A 21,319-nucleotide genomic window follows, 5' to 3' on the forward strand; every position below is an offset into this window, starting at 1 on the left:
GACAAGGCCAAGCTCGTCCCGACGGGCCGCACCGACGTGCCCCCGAGCCTCGAGCGCATCCTGGCCCGCTCCATGTCGCGCCGCCCCGACCAGCGCCAGTCGAGCGTGCTCGAGCTCCTCCGCGAGCTGCAGCAGGTCGAGTCGGAGGTCGGGGTGGGCCAGACGCCGATCGAGGTCGCCGTCGACGACTGGGCCCTCGCCACGGTGACCGACCTGGAGGAGAAGACGCGCCTCCGCGGCGCGTCGCCGGTCGTCGCGACGCGACGTCGGCGTCGGCGGCGGCGTCAGGTCACGGAGGCACAGGCGGCGGCCGTCCACGGGCCCCGGGCCGGCGTCGGCGGGCGGAGCCCTGCGGGGCCGGGTCAGAGCCGCGCCCTGCTCCGCAGCACGGGCACGCGGCCGGCGCGCCGAGACCGGCGCGTCCTCGCCCTCGTCTGGCTGCTCGTCGCCGCCGGGGTGGTCGTCATCGCGCTGGGGGCCACGGCGACCCTCGTGCTCGTACGGGCCACCTCCACCGAGATACCGCGCGTCACGGGCATCTCGACCTCCGGCGACGGCACGTCCGTCGTCTTCTCGTGGAGCGACCCGGGCCTCCGGCCCGGGGACTCCTACGTCATCACGACCGGTGACGACTCCAGCCAGCAGACCGTCGGCCGCTTCGTCGCGAGCCCCTCCGACCCCGACGCTGAGGTCTGCGTCACCGTGAGCGTGAACCGAGGCGGCCGGAGCGGCGAGCCGAGCGCCGAGACGTGCGCGACGGTGGGGCGCACGCCGTGAGCCGGCTCCTCTCCTGGGCGTCACGGCGGCGCTCCGCCGTGGCCACCGGGCTGAGCTCGGTGCTGATCGCAGCCGTCGTGGCGGGCGTGGCGGTCGTCAGCACCGGGTACGAGGCGCAGCGCCTCGACCTCGACGACGGGACCGTGTGGGTGGCGAACGGCGCCCGGTCGGCCGTCGGCCGCGCGAACGCCGACGTCCGCGAGCTGAACGCGGCGATCCGGACCACGGGGACGGACCTCGCGATCGCCCAGTCGGGCCAGGACGTCCTGCTCGTCGACCGGACGGCCGCGACGGTGGGGGTCGTCGACCCCGCCACGGCGACCCTGGGCGACACCGTGCCGCTGCCTCCCGAGTCGCCCGAGGTCGCCATCGCGGGCGACCGGGCGCTGATCGTCTCGCAGGGCACGGGCGAGCTCTGGAGCCAGCCCCTCGACTCCCTGGCGTCGTTCAGCAGCGACGTCGACGCCGACCTCAGCCTGGGCGCCGACGTCGTCACGAGCGTCAGCCCCGGCGGGGTCACCACGGTATTCTCCGCGGAGACCGCGGTGGTGACGCGCATCGACTCGCCCGACGACCTCGTCGTCTCGTCGACGGCCACCACCACGCTGACGGGCGACGGCCCCTTCCAGGTGACCAGCGTCGGCGGCCGCTCCGCCGTCCTCGACCTCGCGACGGGCGAGCTCGTCGTCGACGGCGCCCTGGTCGACCTCGGCGCCGACGCGGAAGGCGGGCTCGCGCTGCAGCAGGCGGCCGACGACGGCGACGGCGTGCTGGTCGCCACGTCGTCGTCGCTCCTCAGGGTCCCCTTCTCCGGCGGTGAGCCGGAGGAGGTCGTGACCGGGCAGGCGGGAGCGCCCGCCCGGCCCGTCGTCGTCGCGGGCTGCACGTACGCGGCCTGGGCGGGAGGGTCTGCCTGGAGCGACTGCTCCGGCGCCCGTGGCGGTCTCCTCGAGCTCGACGGCGTGCCGGCCACGTCCGGTCTCGTCCTGGCGGTCCACGGCGAGCACGTGGTGCTGAACGACCCGGTCGGCGGACGGAGCTGGGCGGTGCAGGGCGACGGTTCCGTCATCGACAACTGGGACGAGCTGCTCGACGAGGAGCAGCAGGAGGAACAGCAGGAGAACGACTCGACCGACGAGCCTCCGGAGCTCGACCCCGACCAGAAGGCCCCCGTGGCCGTCGACGACGCCGTCGGCGCCAGGCCCGGGCGGGCGAGCACGCTGCCCGTGCTGCTCAACGACTACGACCCCAACGGCGACCCGCTCGTCGTCGAGAGCGTCGGTGAGATCGACCCCGCCGTGGGGCGCCTCGACCTCGTCAACGACCGCCAGCAGGTGCTGCTGACCCTCGCCGACGACGCGGTCGGGACGGTGCTCGTCGACTACACGGTGAGCGACGGCCGCGGCGGCACGGACTCCGCGGTGGCGACGGTCACGATCCGGCAGGGGGGCGAGAACGGCCCGCCGACCCAGGTCCGCCGCTCCACGGCGTCGGTGTCGTCGGCCGGGCGGGTCTCGACCGCCGTCCTCGGCGACTGGGTCGACCCGGACGGCGACGCGTTCTACCTCACCTCCGCGTCGGGTGCCGACGGGGTCTCGTACAAGCCGTCCGGCGACGTGGTCTACCAGGACCCGGGGGCGGGCGCGGACACCGTCGACCTCTCCCTCGCGGTGAGCGACGGCCAGGCCGAGGGCCGCGGGCAGCTCGTCATCACGGTCGGCGGGGCGGCGACCCTCCGGGCCGACTCGTTCACGGTGCAGGCCTACGCGGGTCGCCAGATCACCGTCCGCCCCCTGGACTACGCCCGCGGGGGCTCCGGCGAGATCAGGCTGAACAGCGTGCCGGCCAAGGCGGGGTCGACCGTGACCCCGAGCTACGACGCCGGCACGTTCCGGTTCGTCAGCGACGAGGTCCGCACGCACAACCTCGAGTACACCGTCACGGACGGCGACCAGACCGCGACGGGCGTCGTCCGGATCGACGTCCAGTCGCCTCCCGACCCCTCCACCCCTCCGGTCACGACGCCCAAGACGGTCTTCGTCGAGACGCTCAGCGCGCAGACCCTCGACGTCGTCGCGACCGATCTCGACCCCGCGGGCAACGTCCTCATGGTGACCGGCACCTCCGAGGTGCCCCTCAGCACCGGCGTCCGGGTCGAGACCCTCGAGCAGCGCTACCTGCGCATCACGCTGGCCGCTCCGCTCGAGGGTCCCGTCGGCCTGACGTACACGGTGTCGAACGGCCTGGCGACGGCCGAGGGCACGGTCACGGTCGTCGAGATACCCCGACGCCAGCAGACGCAGCCCCCCGTGGCGACCGACGACCAGGTCACCGTCCGGGTGGGGGACGCCATCGACATCGACGTCCTGGCGAACGACGAGCAGCCCGACGGCGACGACCTGACCCTGGTCGCGGACCTGGTCAGGGGCGTCCCGGCCGACGGCGGGCTCCTGTTCACGTCGGCCACGAAGCTGCGGTACCTCGCGCCGGCCACGCCGGGCAACGTCACCGCGGTGTACGCCGTGCGGGGGAGCGACGGGCAGATCGACTCCGCCCAGGTCTCGATCTCGGTGCGCGAGGCGGACGCCTCCACCAACAACGCCCCCGTCCCGCAGACCGTGACGGCCCGGGTGGTCGCGGGGCAGACCGTGCGGGTCAGCGTGCCCCTCGCCGACGTCGACCCCGACGGCGACAGCGTCAGCCTGCTGGGCATCGGCACCAGCCCCGAGAAGGGCAACGTGACGGAGGTCGGGGCCGACTACGTCCAGTACCAGGCCAACGCCTCGGCGGCGGGCACGGACGAGTTCACGTACACCGTCGTCGACGGCCTGGGCGCCCGGGCGACGGGCAAGCTGCGGATCGGCATCGCGGCCCGCGCCGACGGCTCGCGGAACCCGGTCGCGGTCGCGGACGTGGTGACGATGCGGCCCGGCGGCACCGTGACGGTCCGGGTGCTCGAGAACGACTCCGACCCCGACGGGGGAGCCCTCACCGTGACCCAGGTGCAGGCCTCCGACGAGGCCACGACCGCCGAGGTCGTGGACGGCTCCCTCGTCGAGGTGACGCCGCCCCGGGCCGAGGGGTCGTACGGCCTCGTCTACACGGTCGAGAACGCGCAGGGCGGCTCCAGCTCGAGCTTCGTCACGGTCACCGTCGACGCCGACGCGCCGCTCAACCGCCCCACGGCGTCCGACACGGTGCTCGACCTCGCCGACATCAGCGGCCGGGAGTCCGTCGACGTGGCCGTCCTCGCCAACGTCTTCTTCGCCGACGGCCCCGTCTCCGAGCTGGGCCTCGGCATCGAGCCCGGCTACGACGGCACGTCCGTGGTCACCTCCGACCGGCGCGTCCGCGTCACCCTGACCGACCGCGCGCAGATCATCCCCTTCTTCGTCACCCACCCCGACGACGCGGGCGTGCGGGCGACGGCGTTCATCCGCGTCCCCGGCTTCGACGACGCCCTGCCGCAGCTCGACAAGCGAGCACGGCCCGTGACGGTCGTCAGCGGCGAGCGCGTCGTCGTCGACCTCAGCCGGTACGTCATCGCGGCCGGCGGCAAGGCCGTCCGCCTGACGAACCCGGGCGCCGTGCGGGCCACCCACGCGAACGGGGACGACCTCGTCGTCGACCCGACCACGCTGGCGTACACGTCGGCCGACCTCTACTTCGGGGCTGCCTCCCTCTCGTTCGAGGTCACCGACGGCGCGTCCGCGGACGACCCGGAGGGGCGGACCGCGACGCTCGTCCTCCCGGTCACGGTCACGCCGCGTGAGAACCAGCCGCCCACCTTCACCGGCACCTCGATCGCCCTCGAGCCCGGCGAGTCGCGGACGCTCGACCTGACGCGCCTCACGACGTACCCCTACCCCGACGCCCTCGCCGAGCTGCGCTTCGAGGCCCGCCCCGAGGCCGCCGCCGGGTTCACCGTCGACGTGTCGGGGCAGCGCATGACCGTCACGGCCGACGCCGGCACCCCCAAGGGCACCTCCCGGACGCTGCCCGTCTCCGTCCGCGACTCCGTCTCGACCGGCCAGTCGGGCGCGGTCCAGCTCGCCGTCGTGGGGTCGAGCCGCCCCTTGGCGCAGCCCGTCGCCGACACCCAGGCGGTCCGACGGGGCAGCACGGCGAGCATCGACGTGCTCGCGAACGACCAGGCGACCAACCCCTTCCCCGGGCAGCCGCTCCGCGTCGTCGACATCAGGGGCCTGGGGGGAGGCGGCCTGCCGGCGGGCGTGTCGGTCACGCCGAGCGCCGACAACAGGACCCTCGCAGTCGCCGTCGGCGCCGGAGCCGCCCCCGGCGACGCGAACCTGCAGTACCGGGTGGCGGACGTCACCGGCGACCCCGAGCGGCAGGTGTGGGGCAACGTCACGATCTCCGTCCAGGACGTCCCGGCGCAGCCGGCGGCGCCGACCCGCAGCGGGTCCTTCCGCGGCGGGGAGCTGACGCTGAGCTACGCGGCTCCGCAGGCGAACAACTCACCGATCACCCGCTTCCGCCTCGTCGGCACCGGCAGCGGGGGCTCGCCGTACTCGAAGGACTGCGGCCTCTCCACGGTCTGCACGCTGACCGACCTCGCCCCGGAGCAGACGTACCAGTTCGCGGTCGTCGCGACCAACGCCGTCGGGGACTCTCCCGCCAGCGCGCTCAGCGACTCCTACAGCGCCGACTTCGTCCCGGCGGCGCCGACCGGCGTCTCCGTCACCCCGTCGCGGTCGACCCCGGGGGCGCTCGACGTGTCGTGGAACGCCGTGCCGAAGCCGGCGCGGGGCACCGCGGTCACGGGGTACGTCGTCGAGCGCGCCGGCGCGGCGGCCCAGTCGACGTCGGCCACCTCGGTGACCCTGACCGGCCTCGCTGCCGACCAGGTCTACGGCGTCACGATCTCGGCCCGCAACCGTGCCCAGGTGAGCAGCGACGCCGACTGGGCCCGGAGCAGCACGGTGTCGGCGCGCGCGGTCGGCACGCCGAGCGCTCCGACGTCCGTCCGCGCCGAGGCGAGCCGGAACAGCGTGACGGTGTCGTGGCAGGCACCCGCCGACCTCGCCGGCGGCACCTCGGCGACCTACAGCGTGTGGCGGCAGCCCCCGGGCGCCGGGGCGAGCGGCTGCTCGGCCACGGGCACGCCCCTCCTGACCGACGAGGCACGCACCAGCGTGACGGACACCCCTCCCGACGGCACCTGGTCGTACGTCGTCGTGGTCCGCAACGGCTACTTCTGCGCGAACGGGAGCGCGAGCTCCGAGGCCGTGACGCCGCCCGGGCAGGCCTCGGGCTCGGTGACGGTGGAGAGCTCCGACCAGTTCGGGAACTTCGACCTGCGGGCCGAGGGCCTCGCGGCGACGGGACTCGTCGACCGGTTCCAGTACCGGGTCGGCTCGGGACCCTGGACCGACGTGCCCGCCGACCGGTTCCTCGCGACCGACTCGCCCAGCGGGAACACGCTGTCGGTCGGTTTCCGCGCCTGTCGCGTGGGGGCCTCGCGGGCGGAGTGCGGCACCGAGTCGTCGCCGACGTCCGCCACCCCGGTCGCGACGCGCGCGGCGGGCGCGGTCTGCGCGGTGGGGCAGCCGTTGTCCGTGAGCGACCCCGTCAACGGGCCCGACGCCTCCGTGAGCGCCACGACGGTGGAGTTCCGCCTGGTCACCCTCGACGTGCTCGGCGTGCCGATCGCGTCGTCGTGGACCACCGAGGGGCCGGACGGCGTCCGCTACACGCGGACGAGCACGGTCCCATCGGACGCCGACGCGGTCCGCGTGACGACGACGGTGAACGCCGACGGCACGTCCTACACGGATCCCGGCTCGTTCACGACATCGTGCTCGTGACGCACCACCACCCCGCGCAGACCAGAGAGACGACAGCAGAATGAGCATGACCCCCGAGCAGGCGACCTGGTTCTCCGACATCTTCGGCCGCCTCGTGGCCAACGTCGACCAGGTCCTCCTCGGCAAGTCGTTCGTCGTCAGGCTCTCCTTCACCGCCCTGCTCAGCGAGGGCCACCTCCTCCTCGAGGACTTCCCGGGCACGGGGAAGACCTCGCTGGCCCGGGCGGTCGCGCAGACCGTGCAGGGCACGAGCAGCCGGGTCCAGTTCACGCCGGACCTCCTGCCCGGCGACATCACCGGCGTCAGCATCTACGACCAGAAGAAGGGCGAGTTCGAGTTCCACCGCGGGCCCGTCTTCGCCAACATCGTGCTCGCCGACGAGATCAACCGGGCGAGCCCGAAGACGCAGTCGGCCCTGCTCGAGGTCATGGAGGAGTCGCGGGTCACCGTCGACGGGATCAGCCACGACGTCGGTTCGCCCTTCATGGTCATCGCGACCCAGAACCCCGTCGAGCAGGCGGGCACCTACCGCCTCCCGGAGGCGCAGCTCGACCGCTTCGTCATGAAGACCTCGATCGGCTATCCCGACCACGCGGCCACCGTCCGGATCCTCGAGGGCTCCGCGACTCGGGTCCACGAGGGGTCGATCTCGCCCGTGGTCCAGGCCGGCGTCGTCGTCGAGATGGCCCGTCTCGCCCGTACGGTGCACGTCGAGTCGACCATCAACGACTACGTCGCCCGCCTCGTCGAGGCGACCCGCACGGCGCAGGAGGTGCGGCTGGGCGTCAGCGTCCGCGGCGCCCTGTCGCTCGTGCGCTGCGCGAAGACCTACGCAGCCTCGCTCGGCCGGCACTACGTGACCCCCGACGACGTCAAGGTGCTCGCCGAGCCCGTCCTGGCCCACCGCCTCGTGCTCGACCCGGAGGCGGAGTTCGACGGCGTCACGGCGTCGAGCGTCGTCAGCCAGCTCCTAATCGAGACGCCCCCGCCCGCGGAGAGGGTCGCCGTGTGAACGAGGACGCAGCGGGACCCGTCGGGGCCTCGCGCGGGTCCGTCTCCGCGCGGGAGCGCAGCCGCACCCGGGGCGGCCAGGTCGCCCGAGGGGGCGTCGACGCGTCGTTCGCCACCGGCACGCGCGGGCTGACGAACGCCCGCACCCGGCTCGTCGGCGACCGCACCGGCCCCGTGGCCGACGGCCTCGTGCTGGTCGTCCGGGTCGCCCGCGGCGTGCGCCGCGTGACCTCGCGCGGGGTCACCGTCGTCTCGGGCGTCGTCACGCCCGTCGGCTGGGCGATGCTCGTCGCCGCGCCCGTCGGCCTGGCGGCCGGCCTCGTGCTCGGCTGGCAGGAGCTCCTGGTGATCGGCTGGGCCGCGGTCGTCATGCTCCTCGTCGCGGCGGTGTACCTGATCGGGAGGAACGCCTTCACGGTCGAGCTCCACCTCCCGCACGAGCGGGTGGCCGTCGGCGACGACGCGTCGGGGTCGGTCACGGTGCAGAACCCCACCCGCCGGCGGCTCCTCGGGGTCTCCGTCGAGGTGCCCGTCGGCGTGGGCCTCGCCGAGCTGGGCCTGCCCGGGCTGCGGGCGGGGGAGTCGCTCACCGAGACGTTCTCCGTGCCGACGACGCGTCGCGGGGTCGTCCGGGTCGGCCCCGTCCGCACGGTCCGGGGCGACGCCGTCGGCCTCGTGCGGCGCGAGCTGGAGTGGACGGGCGTGACCGAGCTCTTCGTGCACCCGCGGACGATCGGCATCGCGAGCTCGAGCACCGGCCTCATCCGTGACCTCGAGGGGAACCCCACGAGGGACCTCAGCCCGAGCGACATCTCGTTCCACGCCCTGCGGGAGTACCAGCCGGGCGACGAGCGACGGAACATCCACTGGCGGTCGACCGCCAAGACCGGCACCTACATGGTCCGCCAGTTCGAGGAGAGCCGTCGGAGCCACGTCGTCATCGCCCTCAGCGTCGCCCGCGACGACTTCGCCGGCGACGACGAGTTCGAGCTGGCCGTCAGCGTCACCGGCTCCCTGGGGGTCCGGGCGATCCGCGACGCCCGCGAGGTCAGCGTGGTGGTGGGCGAGCGCACGCCGGAGTTCGCCAAGCGCAAGGTCCTCGCCGTGCGGGAGCTCAGCACGCTGACCCGCAACCGCCTCCTCGACGACCTCGCCGTCGTGGAGCGTGACGAGTCGGCGCTGCGGATCGACGACGTGGCACGCGTGTCGAGCACCCAGGTGCCGGGCGTGAGCGTCGCCTTCCTCGTGGTGGGGTCGAGCACGACGCTGACCGCGATGCGGGCCGCCGCCCTGCAGTTCCCGCTCGGCGTCGAGGCCGTCGCCGTCGTCTGCGACCCGGAGTCGGTCCCGGGCATGGTGCGGGTCGCCGACCTGACGGTGCTGACGGTGGGGTACCTCGACGACCTGGCGCTCTCCCTCGCCCGGGCGGCCGCGACGTGACGGCGGTCGACCTGGGGGAGCGCCGGCGGGCCGGCGACCTGCGGGTGCGCGTCCGCCGGCCGCGGCTCCGCGCCTCCTTCGTCTCCCTCGCGTGCGTGCTGCTCGGGCTGGCCACCCTCGTCGCCGTGCTGCCGTTCTGGCCCGTCTACCAGGGCGCGGAGTTCATCGTCACCGTCGTGGCGACGGTGCTCGTCGGCACGCTGGTCGGCGTCGCCGGAGCCGTCCTGCGCCTCTCCAGCTTCGCGGTCCTCCTGGTCACGGTGGCGGCGTACCTCGTGCTCGGCGTCCCCCTCGCCGTTCCCTCCGGGGCGCTCTGGGGCGTCCTGCCCACCCTCGACGGCCTCCGCCAGCTGGTCGTCGGCACCGCCCTCGGCTGGAAGCAGCTGCTGACGATCTCGTTGCCCGTGGGCAGCTACGAGGCGCTGCTCGTGCCGCTGTTCGTGCTGCTGCTCGTCGTCTCGGTCGTCGGGACCTCCGTGGCGCTCCGCACCCGACGCGGCGAGCTCGCGATCGCGGGCCCCGTCGTCGTCCACCTGGCCGGCATCGTGCTGGGGCCGCAGGACGCGTTCCTGCCGCGGGTGGCCGGGCTCGCGCTGCTGGCGACGTGCGTGGCCTGGTTCGTCTGGTGGCGCCTCCGCCGTCGTCGCCTGGCCGTCGACGCCCTCGCGGGGAGCCGCCCGGCGAGCTCGGCGGGCCACGGGCACGGGACCGTCGCGGGCCGCGCCGTCGCGGGCACCGTCCTGACCCTCGTCGTCGCCGCCTCCACCGCCGTCGGGGCCGTGGCCCTCCTGCCGTCCCCGAGCGACCGGGTGGTGGCCCGCTCGCTCGTGGCCCAGCCGTTCGACCCCCGCGACGAGGTGAGCCCCCTGACGCGGTTCCGTGCCTACGAGCAGGAGCCGCTCGTCGACGACGAGGTCTTCCGCGTCAGGGGCCTGGCGACCGGGCAGCTGCTGCGCCTCGCGACCCTCGACACCTACGACGGCGTCTCGTACACGGTCGGCAGCGGCTCGGTGTCGAGCGCGTCCGGCACCTTCGACCTCGTCCCGTCCACCGTCGACCAGTCCGCCGTCGTGGGCGCGCCGACCAGCGTGTCGGTCGACGTCGGCTCCTACGACGGCATCTGGCTGCCGACCGTGGGGGCGCTCCGCGACGTCGCCTTCTCGGGTCCGACCGCCGCCGCACGACGGGAGCGGTTCTACTACAACGACGTGACGAGCACGGCCGCCGTCGTCGGGGGAGTCGCCGAGGGCGACGCCTACAGCCTCCTGGCCGTCCTGCCCCGGCAGCCGTCCGGGGGAGACCTCGACGGCCTGACGCCCGGCACCGACGCCGTCCCGGCGCCCCGGGCCGTCCCCGACGAGCTGAGCACGGCCCTGGACGGCTACGTCGAGGGAGTCACGGGGCCGGGCGCCCAGCTCCGGGCCGCCCTCGAGGGCCTCCGGACGCAGGGCTACGTGAGCCACGGCGTGTCCGCCGACGAGCCGGCCAGCCGGTCGGGCCACGGGGCGGACCGCATCGCCCAGCTCTTCACGGACCCGGTCATGGTCGGCGACGGTGAGCAGTACGCGACCGCGGCCGCCCTGATGGCCGACCAGCTCGGCTTCCCGGCCCGCGTGGTCATGGGCTTCGTGCCCAGCGAGGAGGCGCCCGTCGACGACCGGGGAGCGGTCACGGTGACCGGCGGCGACGTCACGGCCTGGATCGAGGTCGACACCGCCCAGTTCGGCTGGGTCGCGCTCGACCCGAACCCGGAGGAGCGCCCCGTCCCCGAGGAGCAGCTGCAGGACCCGAGCCAGGTCTCCCGCCCGGAGTCGGTCGTGCAGCCGCCGCCGCAGGACCCGCAGGTCCGCGACGACCAGGCCCCGCCCCAGACGGCGCAGGAGGACGCCGACACGCCCCCGGAGTGGCTCGCGGCGCTCCTCGTCGTCGTCACGGTCGCCGGGTGGCTCGCCGTCGTCGCGGGGATCGTGGCGGCGCCGTTCCTGGCCGTGGTCGCGCTGAAGGTCCGCCGTCGTCGACGTCGCCGGAGGGCGGCGTCGGCCGCGGCCCGGATCACCGGCGGCTGGCAGGAGTTCGAGGACGCCGTGGTCGACCACGGCGTCGACACGCCGCCGGCGGCGACCCGCAGCGAGGTCGCTGCCCGGGTGGGGGGAGCGCGGACGGCGGTGCTGGCCCGCGTGGCCGACCGCGCGGTCTTCGGTCCGTCCGCCCCGCCCGAGGAGGACGCCGACCGCGTCTGGGCCGTCGTCGAGGACCTCCGCCGGTCGCTCGGCGAGGGCCTCACCCGGTGGCAGCGGGTCAAGGCGGCGGTCTCGCTCCGCTCGCTCCGTCGATACCATGGCCGGACACGTCCCGAGCGCTAGAGGAACCTCCACGATGCACTGCCCCACCTGCGCAAGCCCCCTCCCCGTCGGAGCCATGTTCTGCGGCGAGTGCGGTCGGGCCGTCACGAGTGCGGACGTGCAGGCGGCCCGCCGGGCGGAGGAGGCCGAGGCCGCGCGTCGTGCCGCCGAGGCGGGACCGACGCCGGACGCCGAGACGCCGTCCTGGCGGCTCGAGCAGCCCGACCGTCCGCTCCCGGGCGAGCAGGAGCCCTGGTGGGTGCGCGAGCGCCGGGCTCCGGTCGTGCCGCCGGCGTGGTCCGGGCAGCCCGTCCGGCCCCTCCCGACCGCAGCCGAGGCGGGCCCTCCCGTGACCGCCGAGCCCGACGACGCCCGCGGGGAGCCCGATGCAGGGCGTGCCGAGGCTGCCGCACCGACCCCGCCGGTCGTCCCCGCCCCGGCGCCTGCCCCCGCCGTCCGGCCTGCGCCGCTGCGCGTCCCCGGTGCCGACGACGACGACGCGCCCCGCCCCACGTCGGCACCGCTCTGGACGGCGTCCCTGGCTCCCGTGCCGGAGGCCGCGGGGGAGCCGGACGGCGTCCGTGACGACGTCGCCGACGACCCCCGCCTTGTCGAGGAGGAGTCGCGTCCGAGCTCGGAGGCGGAGGCCGGGGAGGCCGAGCCCACCGCCGATGGCGCCCTCTCACCGGACGCCGTCGACGCGGAGCCGGGCGACGGCGAGGTCGTCGAGACCGACGACGCGTCCGGGGTCGACGAGGCCTCCGAGACCGATGAGGTCTCCGAGACCGACCGCGCCTCCGGGGCCGACGGGCACCCGCTCGACGCGCCCGGCCCGTCGACGCCCGACGCCGACACCGGCACCGGCACCGACACCGGAACCGACGGCGCCGACGGTGCGTCGGACCAGGGCGACCCTGCCGAGCTCGACCAGGACGTCGACGTGACGCCCGCGGCCGACGACGCCGACGGCGCGTCGGCCGCCGAGCCCGAGCCGGCGTCGACGCCCGTCCCCCTCCGTGAGCCCGTCCCGTTCGCCCCCGTGGCGGGCGACACGGCACCCGTCGCCCCCGTGCCCCTGGTCGAGCCGGGGCGCTCGGCCGTCGTCGAGCACTGCACCCACTGCGGGGCGGCCCTCCACGAGGACGACATCTTCTGCCCCGAGTGCGGCGCCGTCGTGCAGTCCGTCGCCCTGTCGTTCACCGGGCCGATCGTGCCCCTGCCGCCCAGCTGGACGCCGCCGACGACGGCGGCGTCCGACGCGCGGGTCGGGCCGGCGCCCGTCGAGCCCGTGCCCCGCGACCCTGAGCCCCGCGGACCTGAGCCCGTCGAGCCGGCCGTGGAGCAGCCCTCGCCCCGTCCGGTGACGCCCCCCTCGGTCCCCGCCCCCGTCGTGCCCCCGGCCCCGCCCTCGCCCGAGGCCTCGCCGTGGCGGCCCTCGCCCCTGCCTCCCCAGCTCCGGCCGTCCGACGACGACGTCGACGCCACCCGGCTCGTGCGGCGGGGCCCCGTCGGCACCCCCTACCTCCTCCAGTTCAGCACCGGTGAGAGCGTGACCGTCGACGGCTCGGGCCTGCTCGGCCGCTCGCCCGCGCCGCAGCCGGGAGAGCGCTTCGACCAGCTGGTGCGCATCGTCGACCCCGGCAAGTCCGTCTCCAAGACGCACCTGGAGTTCGGGCAGGAGTTCGGGGCGCTGTGGATCAGCGACCGGTGGTCGGGCAACGGCACCGTCGTCCGGCCGCTCGACCAGCCCGCCCGTCGGGTGGAGCCCGGCACGCGCGTGCGCGTCGCCCGGGGCACGCGCGTCGAGATCGGCGAGCAGTTCTTCGTGGTCAGCTGAGCTCCCTCCCCAGCTGACGGCGTGCCCGTCCGTCCCCCGGCGCCGGCATGTGCCTCCCGCGAAGGAGGCGCGACGTGGTCTCCTCGACCATGCCCCCGCCTCCCCGTGCTCCCCAGGCCCTGGCCCCCGACGTCCCGTCGCCCGGGGAGCCGCGGGCGCCGCGCGCCGCCCTCTGCCGGGACGCCGCCCTGGTCGCCGCCGGGGTGGCGGCGGTCGTGCTGACCACCGGCGGGGCGCGGTCCTGGAGCGTCGCCGCCGCCGCCGCGGCCGCCTCCTGGGTCGGCACGACGGCGCCGGGGGCCCTCCGAGGCAGGAGTCCACGGTCACGTCGAGCCGCGCGGGAGCACGAGGAGGCGCTGGTCGCGGTCACGAGACAGCTCGCGGTCGTGGCCGACGACCTCTCGGCCGAGTTCCCGGACTCGGCGGCGCTCGCGGAGCTCGTGCGTCGTCGCGGAGGCCTCCGGTCCCTCGCGCCCCGGGGCCCCCGCGGCGCGGCCTGGCTCGTCCTCGGCACGGGGGAGGTCGACGCGAGTGTGGCGGTGCTCGGCGACGACCCGGTCACCGCGGGGCGACGTGCCCCGGCTCGGGGAGCCGCGACGATCGCCCGAGGCCCGCTCTGCGTCGACGCCCGAGGCGGCGTCGACGTCCACGGCCCCGCCGTGCTCGTCCGCGGGGTCGCCGCGGGCTTCCGGCTGCAGCTCCGAGCCCAGGGCAGCCCGGTCGACGCGGTGACCGTCGTCGGCGAGGGCGCCCCGGGCCGGGCACCGGCCGCCTGCGTGCTGGTCGTCGCTCGGGACGGCACGGCGACGGTGACGCGCCGGGACGGGCGCGCGTGCGACGTCCCCGTCCACGTGTCGAGCATCTCCGTGCACGACGACGTGGACCCGGGGCGGCGGTGACGGTGCCCGAGTCGAGCCGTTCGCGGGGGGCTGGGGCGTCGTCAGCGCCCCGCGGCGACGAGCTCGGGGCTCACCTCGATGCCGCCGACGACGACGCCTCCGCCGAGGACGGGCTCCAGGGTCGCGTCGACGACGCGACGTGCCGCGTCGGCGTCCACCGCGCCCTCGGCGACGAGGAGGTGCAGCGCGACGAGCGTCCCCGCGCGCACGTTGCCGTCCAGCACCTTGACGGCGACGCCCACGCCGTCCGGCGTGCCCATCACCATGACGCCCTCGGCCCCGAGCTTCGCGAAGACGCCGAGCTCGTCGACCGTGACGGTGTTGGCGCGACCGGGGCCGTCGATGGCCCAGGCGTCGGCGAACACGGCGTCGACGAGCCGAGCGGCCTCGGGGTCGCCCGCCCGGCGGCCGGGCGACACCGAGCCGGCGACCCGGGCGACGGAGCGCGCGAGCCCCGTCACGGTCGTCGCGAACACCGGGGCGCCGCAGCCGTCGACGCCCGCGTGGTCGACGACCTCGCCGGTGTACTCGGCCACGGTCTCCCGCACGGCACGCTGCAGTGGGTGGTCCAGGTCGACGTAGGTCGCCGGGTCCCAGCCGTTCTCGGCACAGGCGAGGAGGAACGAGGCGTGCTTGCCCGAGCAGTTCATGGCGAGCCGTCGGCTGCCGTCGGCGCGCCGGGCGCTCGCCCGGTCGCCGGGCCAGTCGGGCGGGCAGAGCAGGTCGTCCTCGCCGCTGGCGGAGCGGGCGAGCACGCTCGCGGCCAGGGCGAGGTGCTCCGGGGTGCCGGCGTGGCTCGCCGTCGCGATCGCCGCCTGGGAGCCCGGCAGCTCGACGCCCGACCGCAGCACGGTGAGCGCCTGCAGGGGCTTGAGGCACGAGCGCGGGTAGATCGAGGCGCCGCCGTCGCCCACCTCCCGGAGCACGGCGCCGTCGTGGTCGACGACGACGGCCGCGCCGAGGTGCCGGCTCTCCTCCAGCCCGGAGCGCACGAGCACGGCCAGCTCGCGGCTGCCCGCCGCCGTGAGCGGGTGGCGGGGGGCGGAGACGGGCGCGGGGGCACGGAGGTCGGTCATGATGGGGAGCATACCGACGCCCCCGGCCACCGACGGGGGCGTGCCCGCCACCGATCCCCGGAGGTCCCCGTGCTCGACCACCACTACGCCGTCGACCTCACGTGGACGGGCGACCGCGGCGTCGGCACCACGTCGTACCGCAGCTACGGGCGCGACGCGCTGATCTCCGCCGCGGGCAAGCGGCACGACGTCGAGGGCTCCGCCGACCGGACCTTCCACGGCGACGCCGACCGCTGGAACCCGGAGGAGCTCCTGCTCGCCGCGCTGGCCGAGTGCCACCTGCTCAGCTACCTCCACGTCGCGGCCGCCGCGGGCGTCGTCGTCGTCGCCTACTCAGACGCCGCGGAGGGCAGCATGACGCAGACCGCCGACGGGGGAGGCCGCTTCACCTCGGCGACCCTGCGGCCCCGCGTGACCGTGGCGGACGAGAGCATGGTCGAGGCCGCGACCCGGCTGCACGCGGAGGCCTCCCGCAAGTGCTTCATCGCCGCCTCCGTGGCGTTCCCGGTCGGGCACGAGCCCACCACCCTCGTCCAGGCCTCCTGACCCGGGGCACGACGCCCAGCAGACACCTCGACGTCGTGCGGCACAATGGTCTGCGCCGAGCGTCGTCGACGACCGGCCCCCACCGCCTCGACCGAGAGATCACCATGCGCCGCTCCCTGTCCCTCCTGGCCGTCCCCGCCCTCGTGCTCGCGCTCGCCGCGTGCGCCGGCGACGACGGGGCCGCCCCCGCCGACACGTCCTCGCCGTCGAGCTCGTCGAGCTCCGGCGCGAGCGACGTCCCCCAGCGCGCCACGGGCGCCGACCAGGAGCCCACCCCGGGCTTCCCGACGGTCGAGCTCGACGCCGACGGCCGGCCGACCGTCACGATCCCCGACACGACGGCGCCCACCGAGACGCAGGTCGAGGTGCTCAAGAAGGGCGACGGCGCGGTCGTCGCCGACGGCGACACCGTCACGGTCCAGTACCAGGGCGTCAACTGGACGACCGGCGAGGTCTTCGACGAGAGCTGGTCGCGCGGTGCCCCGGCGACCTTCGCCACCACGCAGGTCATCACGGGCTTCGCCCAGGGCATGGTGGGGCAGACCGTCGGCTCCCAGACGGTCGTCGTGATCCCCCCGGCCGACGGCTACGGCGCGTCCGGCCAGCCGCAGGCCGGCATCGGCGGCACGGACGACCTCGTCTTCGTCATCGACATCCTCGCCGTCGGCTGACGTGACCCGCGTGCGCCGTCTCCCGCGCCTCCTCGCGGCCGCCGTCCTGCCGCTCGTCGCGGCGGGGCTCGTCGGCTGCACGGGCGGCGGCGAGCCGGCGCCGTCCGACGGCACGGCCTCCGGCACGGCGACCGCGGCGGCCCGTGACTGCCTGCCGTCGGGCTCGGCGTCCGAGTCGGTCGAGGTGTCGGGCGAGGTCGGCACGCAGCCGAGCATCGCCCTGAGCGGGCCGGTCGACGTCTCGACCAGCCAGCAGACGGTCGTCACGGAGGGCACCGGGGAGCGCACGCGCACGGGCGACGTCGTCCGCGTGGCGATCACGGTGTTCGACGCCATGACCGGCGACCTCGTCAACTCGGCCGGCTACGAGAGCGGCACCGGCGAGCAGCTCACCATCAGCGCCGACTACTACGTGCCGGGCCTCGAGGGCGCCCTTCTCTGTGCGCAGGCCGGGGGCCGCACGGTCACCGTCGCCTCCGCGGCCGACATGCAGCCGAGCACCGAGGGCACCGACCCGCCCAACGCCGCCGCCGTCATCGTGGTCGACACCTTCGCGGTCGTCCCGACCCGGGCGACGGGCGCCGACCAGGAGGCGCAGCCCGGCTTCCCCACGGTCGAGCTCGCCGACGACGGCCGCCCGACGGTCACCCTCCCCGAGGGCGACCCGCCCACGGACCTGCAGGTGGAGGTCCTCAAGGTCGGCGACGGCCCGGTCGTGCCCGACCCGGCCAACGTCACCGTCCAGTACCAGGGCGTGAACTGGCGCACCGGCGAGGTCTTCGACGAGAGCTGGGGGAGCGGGACCCTCGCGACGTTCTCGACCCAGCAGGTCGTCAGCGGGTTCGCCTCCGCGATGATCGGCCAGACCGTCGGGTCGCAGGTGCTCGTCGTCGTGCCGCCGGCGGAGGGCTACGGGGAGGCCGGCCAGGCCTCGGCCGGCATCGAGCCCGGCGACACGCTCGTCTTCGTCATCGACGTGCTCGCGGTCGCGTAGCCCGCCTCGAGCCGACGCCCGGCACGGGCGCGGGCCGGGCCGCGCCCGGGCCGCGCCCGTGCCGGCGTCCGCCCGCGGGCCCTAGGCTGCTGGCATGCGTCGCGTCACGATCCTCGGCTCCACCGGCTCCATCGGCGTCCAGGCGCTCGACGTGGTCCGGGCCAACCCCGACCTCTTCGAGGTGGTGGGGCTGTCGGCCGGCAGCAACCGCGAGCTGGTCGAGCGGCAGGCGGCCGAGTTCGGGGTCGAGCACGTCGCGCTCGGCACCGACGAGTCCGTGTCGCTCGTCCGCGACGTCGCGACGGACGTCGTCCTCAACGGCATCACCGGCAGCGTCGGCCTCGGCCCCACCCTCGCGGCCCTCGAGTCGGGTGCGACCCTCGCCCTGGCCAACAAGGAGAGCCTCATCGTCGGCGGCGACCTCGTGCGGGAGCGCGCCCGGCCGGGCCAGATCGTGCCCGTCGACTCCGAGCACTCGGCCATCGCGCAGGCGCTCCGGTCGGGGGCGGAGCGCGAGGTCCGACGCCTCGTGCTCACTGCCTCCGGCGGTCCGTTCCGGGGTCGCACCCGGGCCGAGCTCGTCGACGTCACCCCCCGGGAGGCCCTCGCGCACCCCACCTGGGACATGGGCCTCGTGGTCACCACGAACTCCTCGACCCTGGTGAACAAGGGGCTCGAGGTCATCGAGGCGCACCTCCTCTTCGACGTCGACTACGACCGGATCGACGTCACCGTCCACCCGCAGTCGATCGTGCACTCCATGGTCGAGTTCGTCGACGGCTCCACGATCGCCCAGGCGTCGCCGCCCGACATGCGCCTGCCCATCTCGCTCGGCCTCGCCTGGCCCGACCGCGTGCCGGGGGTGGGGCGTCCGCTGGACTGGACCACCGCCTCCACCTGGACCTTCGAGCCGCTCGACACCGAGGCCTTCCCGTCGGTCGACCTCGCGAAGCAGGTCGGCCGGGCCGGCGGCACGGTGCCGGCCGTCTTCAACGCCGCCAACGAGCAGGCCGTCCTGGCCTTCCACGAGGGCCGGGTGGGCTACCTCGGCATCCTCGACACGGTCCGCGAGGTCGTCGACCGCCACGACTCCGGCACCGCGACGCTCGAGGGGGTCCTCGAGGCGGAGCGCTGGGCCCGTGCGGAGGCCGACGCGCTGCTCGCCGGCTGACGCAGCCCGCCCGCCGGCGACCGCGGTCGGGCGCCCGCCCCCAGACCTGGGGTGACGGCCCCCGTGGGTCCGGCGTTCACAGCGTCGCCAGGGCCGGGGCGCACCTCGCCCCCTGGTCCGGGCAGCTACCCTGAGCCGGTGGAAACGATCCTGCTGTACGTGCTCGGCATCCTGATCATGGTGATCGGGCTCGGCGCGTCGATCGCGCTGCACGAGGTGGGCCACCTCGTGCCGGCGAAGAAGTTCGGGGTCAAGGTCGGCCAGTACATGATCGGCTTCGGGCCCACCATCTTCTCGCGTCGTCGCGGCGAGACCGAGTACGGCCTCAAGGCGCTGCCGCTCGGCGGCTACATCTCGATGTCGGGCATGTACCCGCCGAGCGCCGCCGGCGGCTCGCGCACGGCGAGCACCGGCTTCTTCCAGACCCTCGTGCAGGACGCCCGCACCGCCAGCGCCGAGACGATCGACGAGGGGGAGGAGCAGCGCACCTTCTACCGCCTCCCCGTCTACAAGCGGATCATCATCATGCTGGGCGGCCCGCTGATGAACCTCCTCATCGCCGTCGCCCTGTTCGCCGTCCTGCTCTGCGGCTTCGGCACGGCCCAGTCGAGCTCGACCGTGGGCTTCGTGAACGAGTGCGTCCTGCCCGCGGGCTCGACCGAGACCAGCTGCCCCGCGGGGGCGACCCCGGCTCCCGCCTACGCCGCGGGGATGCAGAACGGCGACCGGATCGTGTCGATCGACGGCGTCGCCATGACCGACGGCGACCAGATCACGAGCACCCTGCGCGCCGCGCCCGACCAGACCCTCGACGTCGTGGTCGAGCGCGACGGGGCCGAGCAGACCCTCCAGGTCACCCCGGTGCTCACCGAGCGCGAGGTCACCGACGACGCCGGAGCCGTCGTCACGGACGCCGACGGCGCCCCGCGCACGCAGGAGGTGGGGTTCGTCGGCATCGGCTTCGCCACCGAGAACGTGCGCCAGCCCGTCACGGCCGTCCTGCCGGCTGTCGGCGACACCGTCGCGCGGGTTGCGAACGTCGTCCTGCACCTCCCGCAGCGGATGGTCGACGTCGCCCAGGCCGCCTTCGGCGGCGGCGAGCGCGACGCGAACGGCCCGGTCAGCGTCGTCGGGGTCGGCCGCATGGCGGGCGAGATCGTCAGCCTCGACAGCATCCCCGTCGTCGACCGGGCGGCGTACCTCGTCAGCCTGCTCGCGAGCCTCAACGTCGCCCTGTTCGTCTTCAACCTGGTTCCCCTGATGCCGCTCGACGGCGGCCACGTCGCCGGGGCCCTCATCGAGGCCGTCCGCCGGGCCGCCGCGAAGCTCCTCCGCCGGCCCGACCCGGGCCCCGTCGACACGGCGAAGGTGATCCCGCTGACCTTCGCGGTCGTCATCGTGCTGGGCGGCATGAGCCTGCTGCTGACCTACGCCGACATCGTCAACCCGATCAAGCTGTTCGGCTGACGGCGGGTCCACTCGGCGCTCAGCCCGCGGGGCTAGCATGTGGTCCGTGCCTGCAGTCAATCTCGGAATGCCGAAGGTCCCAGAGACCCTTGCCCCGCGACGCAAGTCGCGGCAGATCAAGGTCGGCAAGGTCCTCGTCGGAGGAGACGCTCCCGTCAGCGTCCAGTCGATGACGACCACGCCCACCCCGAACATCAACGCGACCCTCCAGCAAATCGCCGAGCTCACCGCCTCCGGCTGCGACATCGTCCGGGTGGCCGTGCCCAGCCGCGACGACGCCGAGGCGCTGCCGATCATCGCCAAGAAGAGCCAGATCCCGGTGATCGCCGACATCCACTTCCAGCCGAACTACGTGTTCCAGGCGATCGACGCCGGCTGCGCGGCCGTCCGGGTCAACCCCGGCAACATCCGCAAGTTCGACGACCAGGTCGGCAAGATCGCGGCGGCCGCCAAGGCCGCGGGCGTCTCGATCCGCATCGGTGTCAACGCCGGGTCGCTCGAGCCCAGCCTGCTCCAGAAGTACGGCAAGGCCACGCCGGAGGCGCTCGTCGAGTCCGCCGTCTGGGAGGCTTCGCTGTTCGAGGAGCACGACTTCCACGACTTCAAGATCTCGGTCAAGCACAACGACCCGGTCATCATGGTCAAGGCCTACCGCCAGCTCGCCGAGCGCGGCGACTGGCCGCTGCACCTCGGCGTCACCGAGGCCGGCCCCGAGTTCCAGGGCACCATCAAGTCGGCGACCGCCTTCGGCATCCTCCTCGGCGAGGGCATCGGCGACACGATCCGCGTCAGCCTCAGCGCCCCGCCCGCGCAGGAGGTCAAGGTCGGCCTGCAGATCCTCCAGTCGCTGAACCTGCGCGAGCGCAAGCTCGAGATCGTCAGCTGCCCGAGCTGCGGCCGCGCCCAGGTCGACGTCTACAAGCTCGCGAACGACGTCACCGACGGCCTCGAGGGCATGACCGTGCCGCTGCGCGTCGCCGTCATGGGCTGCGTCGTGAACGGCCCCGGCGAGGCCCGCGAGGCCGACCTCGGCGTCGCCTCCGGCAACGGCAAGGGCCAGATCTTCGTCAAGGGCGAGGTCATCAAGACCGTCCCCGAGGCCGAGATCGTCCAGACCCTGATCGAGGAGGCCAACCGCCTCGCCGCCGAGATGCCCCCGGGCGAGGTGGGCTCGCCCCAGGTCCTGACGGTCTGACGGCCATCCGGCGGCCGAGGCCGCCACACCCGCGGGAGGCGCGGTGCGAGTGACAGCTCGCACCG

Annotated in this window: 13 protein-coding genes and 1 pseudogene; 13 read left to right on the forward strand and 1 reads right to left on the reverse strand. The window is 74.9% G+C overall.

The window, feature by feature from the left end; genetic code table 11:
* The 7 genes and pseudogenes from ASF82_RS16035 to ASF82_RS04665 form a co-directional block, all read left to right on the forward strand.
* Positions 1-777 (forward strand): annotated as a pseudogene (locus ASF82_RS16035) (serine/threonine protein kinase); the annotation flags it as partial.
* Positions 774-6,605 (forward strand): Ig-like domain-containing protein, encoded by a 5,832-nt coding sequence (locus tag ASF82_RS04640; RefSeq protein WP_156369913.1) that lies wholly within the window; start codon positions 774-776, stop codon positions 6,603-6,605. The pseudogene ASF82_RS16035 and the gene ASF82_RS04640, both read left to right, overlap by 4 nt.
* Before the next feature lie 40 nt (positions 6,606-6,645).
* Positions 6,646-7,617 (forward strand): MoxR family ATPase, encoded by a 972-nt coding sequence (locus ASF82_RS04645; RefSeq protein ID WP_056053982.1) that lies wholly within the window; start codon positions 6,646-6,648, stop codon positions 7,615-7,617.
* A complete protein-coding gene (locus tag ASF82_RS04650) occupies positions 7,614-9,056 on the forward strand; it encodes a DUF58 domain-containing protein (RefSeq protein ID WP_082514315.1) in 1,443 nt (480 codons plus the stop codon). The genes ASF82_RS04645 and ASF82_RS04650 overlap by 4 nt, the downstream gene beginning before the upstream one ends.
* Positions 9,053-11,419: a transglutaminaseTgpA domain-containing protein gene (locus ASF82_RS04655; protein WP_056053986.1), complete on the forward strand. Its 2,367-nt coding sequence runs from the start codon at positions 9,053-9,055 to the stop codon at positions 11,417-11,419. The genes ASF82_RS04650 and ASF82_RS04655 overlap by 4 nt, the downstream gene beginning before the upstream one ends.
* A 13-nt stretch (positions 11,420-11,432) precedes the next feature.
* The gene (locus ASF82_RS04660; RefSeq protein WP_156369914.1) at positions 11,433-13,235 is read left to right on the forward strand and encodes an FHA domain-containing protein; all 1,803 of its coding nucleotides are present in this window, start codon (positions 11,433-11,435) and stop codon (positions 13,233-13,235) included.
* A gap of 74 nt (positions 13,236-13,309) precedes the next feature.
* A complete protein-coding gene (locus tag ASF82_RS04665; protein ID WP_056053992.1) occupies positions 13,310-14,134 on the forward strand; it encodes a hypothetical protein in 825 nt (274 codons plus the stop codon).
* 41 nt (positions 14,135-14,175) lie between these two features.
* Here the strand turns inward: ASF82_RS04665 and ASF82_RS04670 are convergent, their stop codons facing one another.
* Positions 14,176-15,210 (reverse strand): asparaginase, encoded by a 1,035-nt coding sequence (locus tag ASF82_RS04670; protein WP_056055822.1) that lies wholly within the window; start codon positions 15,208-15,210, stop codon positions 14,176-14,178.
* A gap of 69 nt (positions 15,211-15,279) precedes the next feature.
* On the opposite strand from ASF82_RS04670, the gene ASF82_RS04675 reads away from it, so the two are divergent.
* From ASF82_RS04675 to ispG, 6 genes are all read left to right on the forward strand, one after another.
* Positions 15,280-15,756 carry an OsmC family protein gene (locus ASF82_RS04675; RefSeq protein ID WP_056053996.1) on the forward strand — a complete coding sequence of 159 codons (477 nt, stop codon included), beginning with the start codon at positions 15,280-15,282 and terminating at the stop codon, positions 15,754-15,756.
* Positions 15,757-15,860: 104 nt separating this feature from the next.
* Complete coding sequence (locus tag ASF82_RS04680) at positions 15,861-16,427, forward strand: FKBP-type peptidyl-prolyl cis-trans isomerase (protein WP_082514444.1); 567 nt, start codon at positions 15,861-15,863, stop codon at positions 16,425-16,427.
* 10 nt (positions 16,428-16,437) lie between these two features.
* Complete coding sequence (locus tag ASF82_RS04685; RefSeq protein WP_156369915.1) at positions 16,438-17,421, forward strand: FKBP-type peptidyl-prolyl cis-trans isomerase; 984 nt, start codon at positions 16,438-16,440, stop codon at positions 17,419-17,421.
* Between the two features lie 94 nt (positions 17,422-17,515).
* The gene (gene dxr, locus ASF82_RS04690) at positions 17,516-18,592 is read left to right on the forward strand and encodes a 1-deoxy-D-xylulose-5-phosphate reductoisomerase (RefSeq protein WP_056054005.1); all 1,077 of its coding nucleotides are present in this window, start codon (positions 17,516-17,518) and stop codon (positions 18,590-18,592) included.
* Between the two features lie 138 nt (positions 18,593-18,730).
* Complete coding sequence (locus ASF82_RS04695) at positions 18,731-20,059, forward strand: RIP metalloprotease (protein WP_235491159.1); 1,329 nt, start codon at positions 18,731-18,733, stop codon at positions 20,057-20,059.
* Between the two features lie 46 nt (positions 20,060-20,105).
* The gene (gene ispG, locus ASF82_RS04700) at positions 20,106-21,254 is read left to right on the forward strand and encodes a flavodoxin-dependent (E)-4-hydroxy-3-methylbut-2-enyl-diphosphate synthase (protein ID WP_185232272.1); all 1,149 of its coding nucleotides are present in this window, start codon (positions 20,106-20,108) and stop codon (positions 21,252-21,254) included.
* Positions 21,255-21,319: the final 65 nt, after the last annotated feature.

The organism is Frigoribacterium sp. Leaf164, from assembly GCF_001423665.1.
In the GTDB taxonomy this organism is placed as follows: Bacteria; Actinomycetota; Actinomycetes; order Actinomycetales; family Microbacteriaceae; genus Frigoribacterium; species Frigoribacterium endophyticum.

Excerpts from the sequence above, each read along its gene's own strand:
- ASF82_RS04645 (WP_056053982.1), top strand. The coding sequence starts at position 6,646 with ATGAGCATGACCCCCGAGCAGGCGACCTGGTTCTCCGACATCTTCGGC.
- ASF82_RS04660 (WP_156369914.1), top strand. The coding sequence starts at position 11,433 with ATGCACTGCCCCACCTGCGCAAGCCCCCTCCCCGTCGGAGCCATGTTC.
- dxr (WP_056054005.1), top strand. The coding sequence starts at position 17,516 with ATGCGTCGCGTCACGATCCTCGGCTCCACCGGCTCCATCGGCGTCCAG.
- ASF82_RS04680 (WP_082514444.1), top strand. The coding sequence starts at position 15,861 with ATGCGCCGCTCCCTGTCCCTCCTGGCCGTCCCCGCCCTCGTGCTCGCG.
- ASF82_RS04670 (WP_056055822.1), bottom strand. The coding sequence starts at position 15,210 with ATGACCGACCTCCGTGCCCCCGCGCCCGTCTCCGCCCCCCGCCACCCG.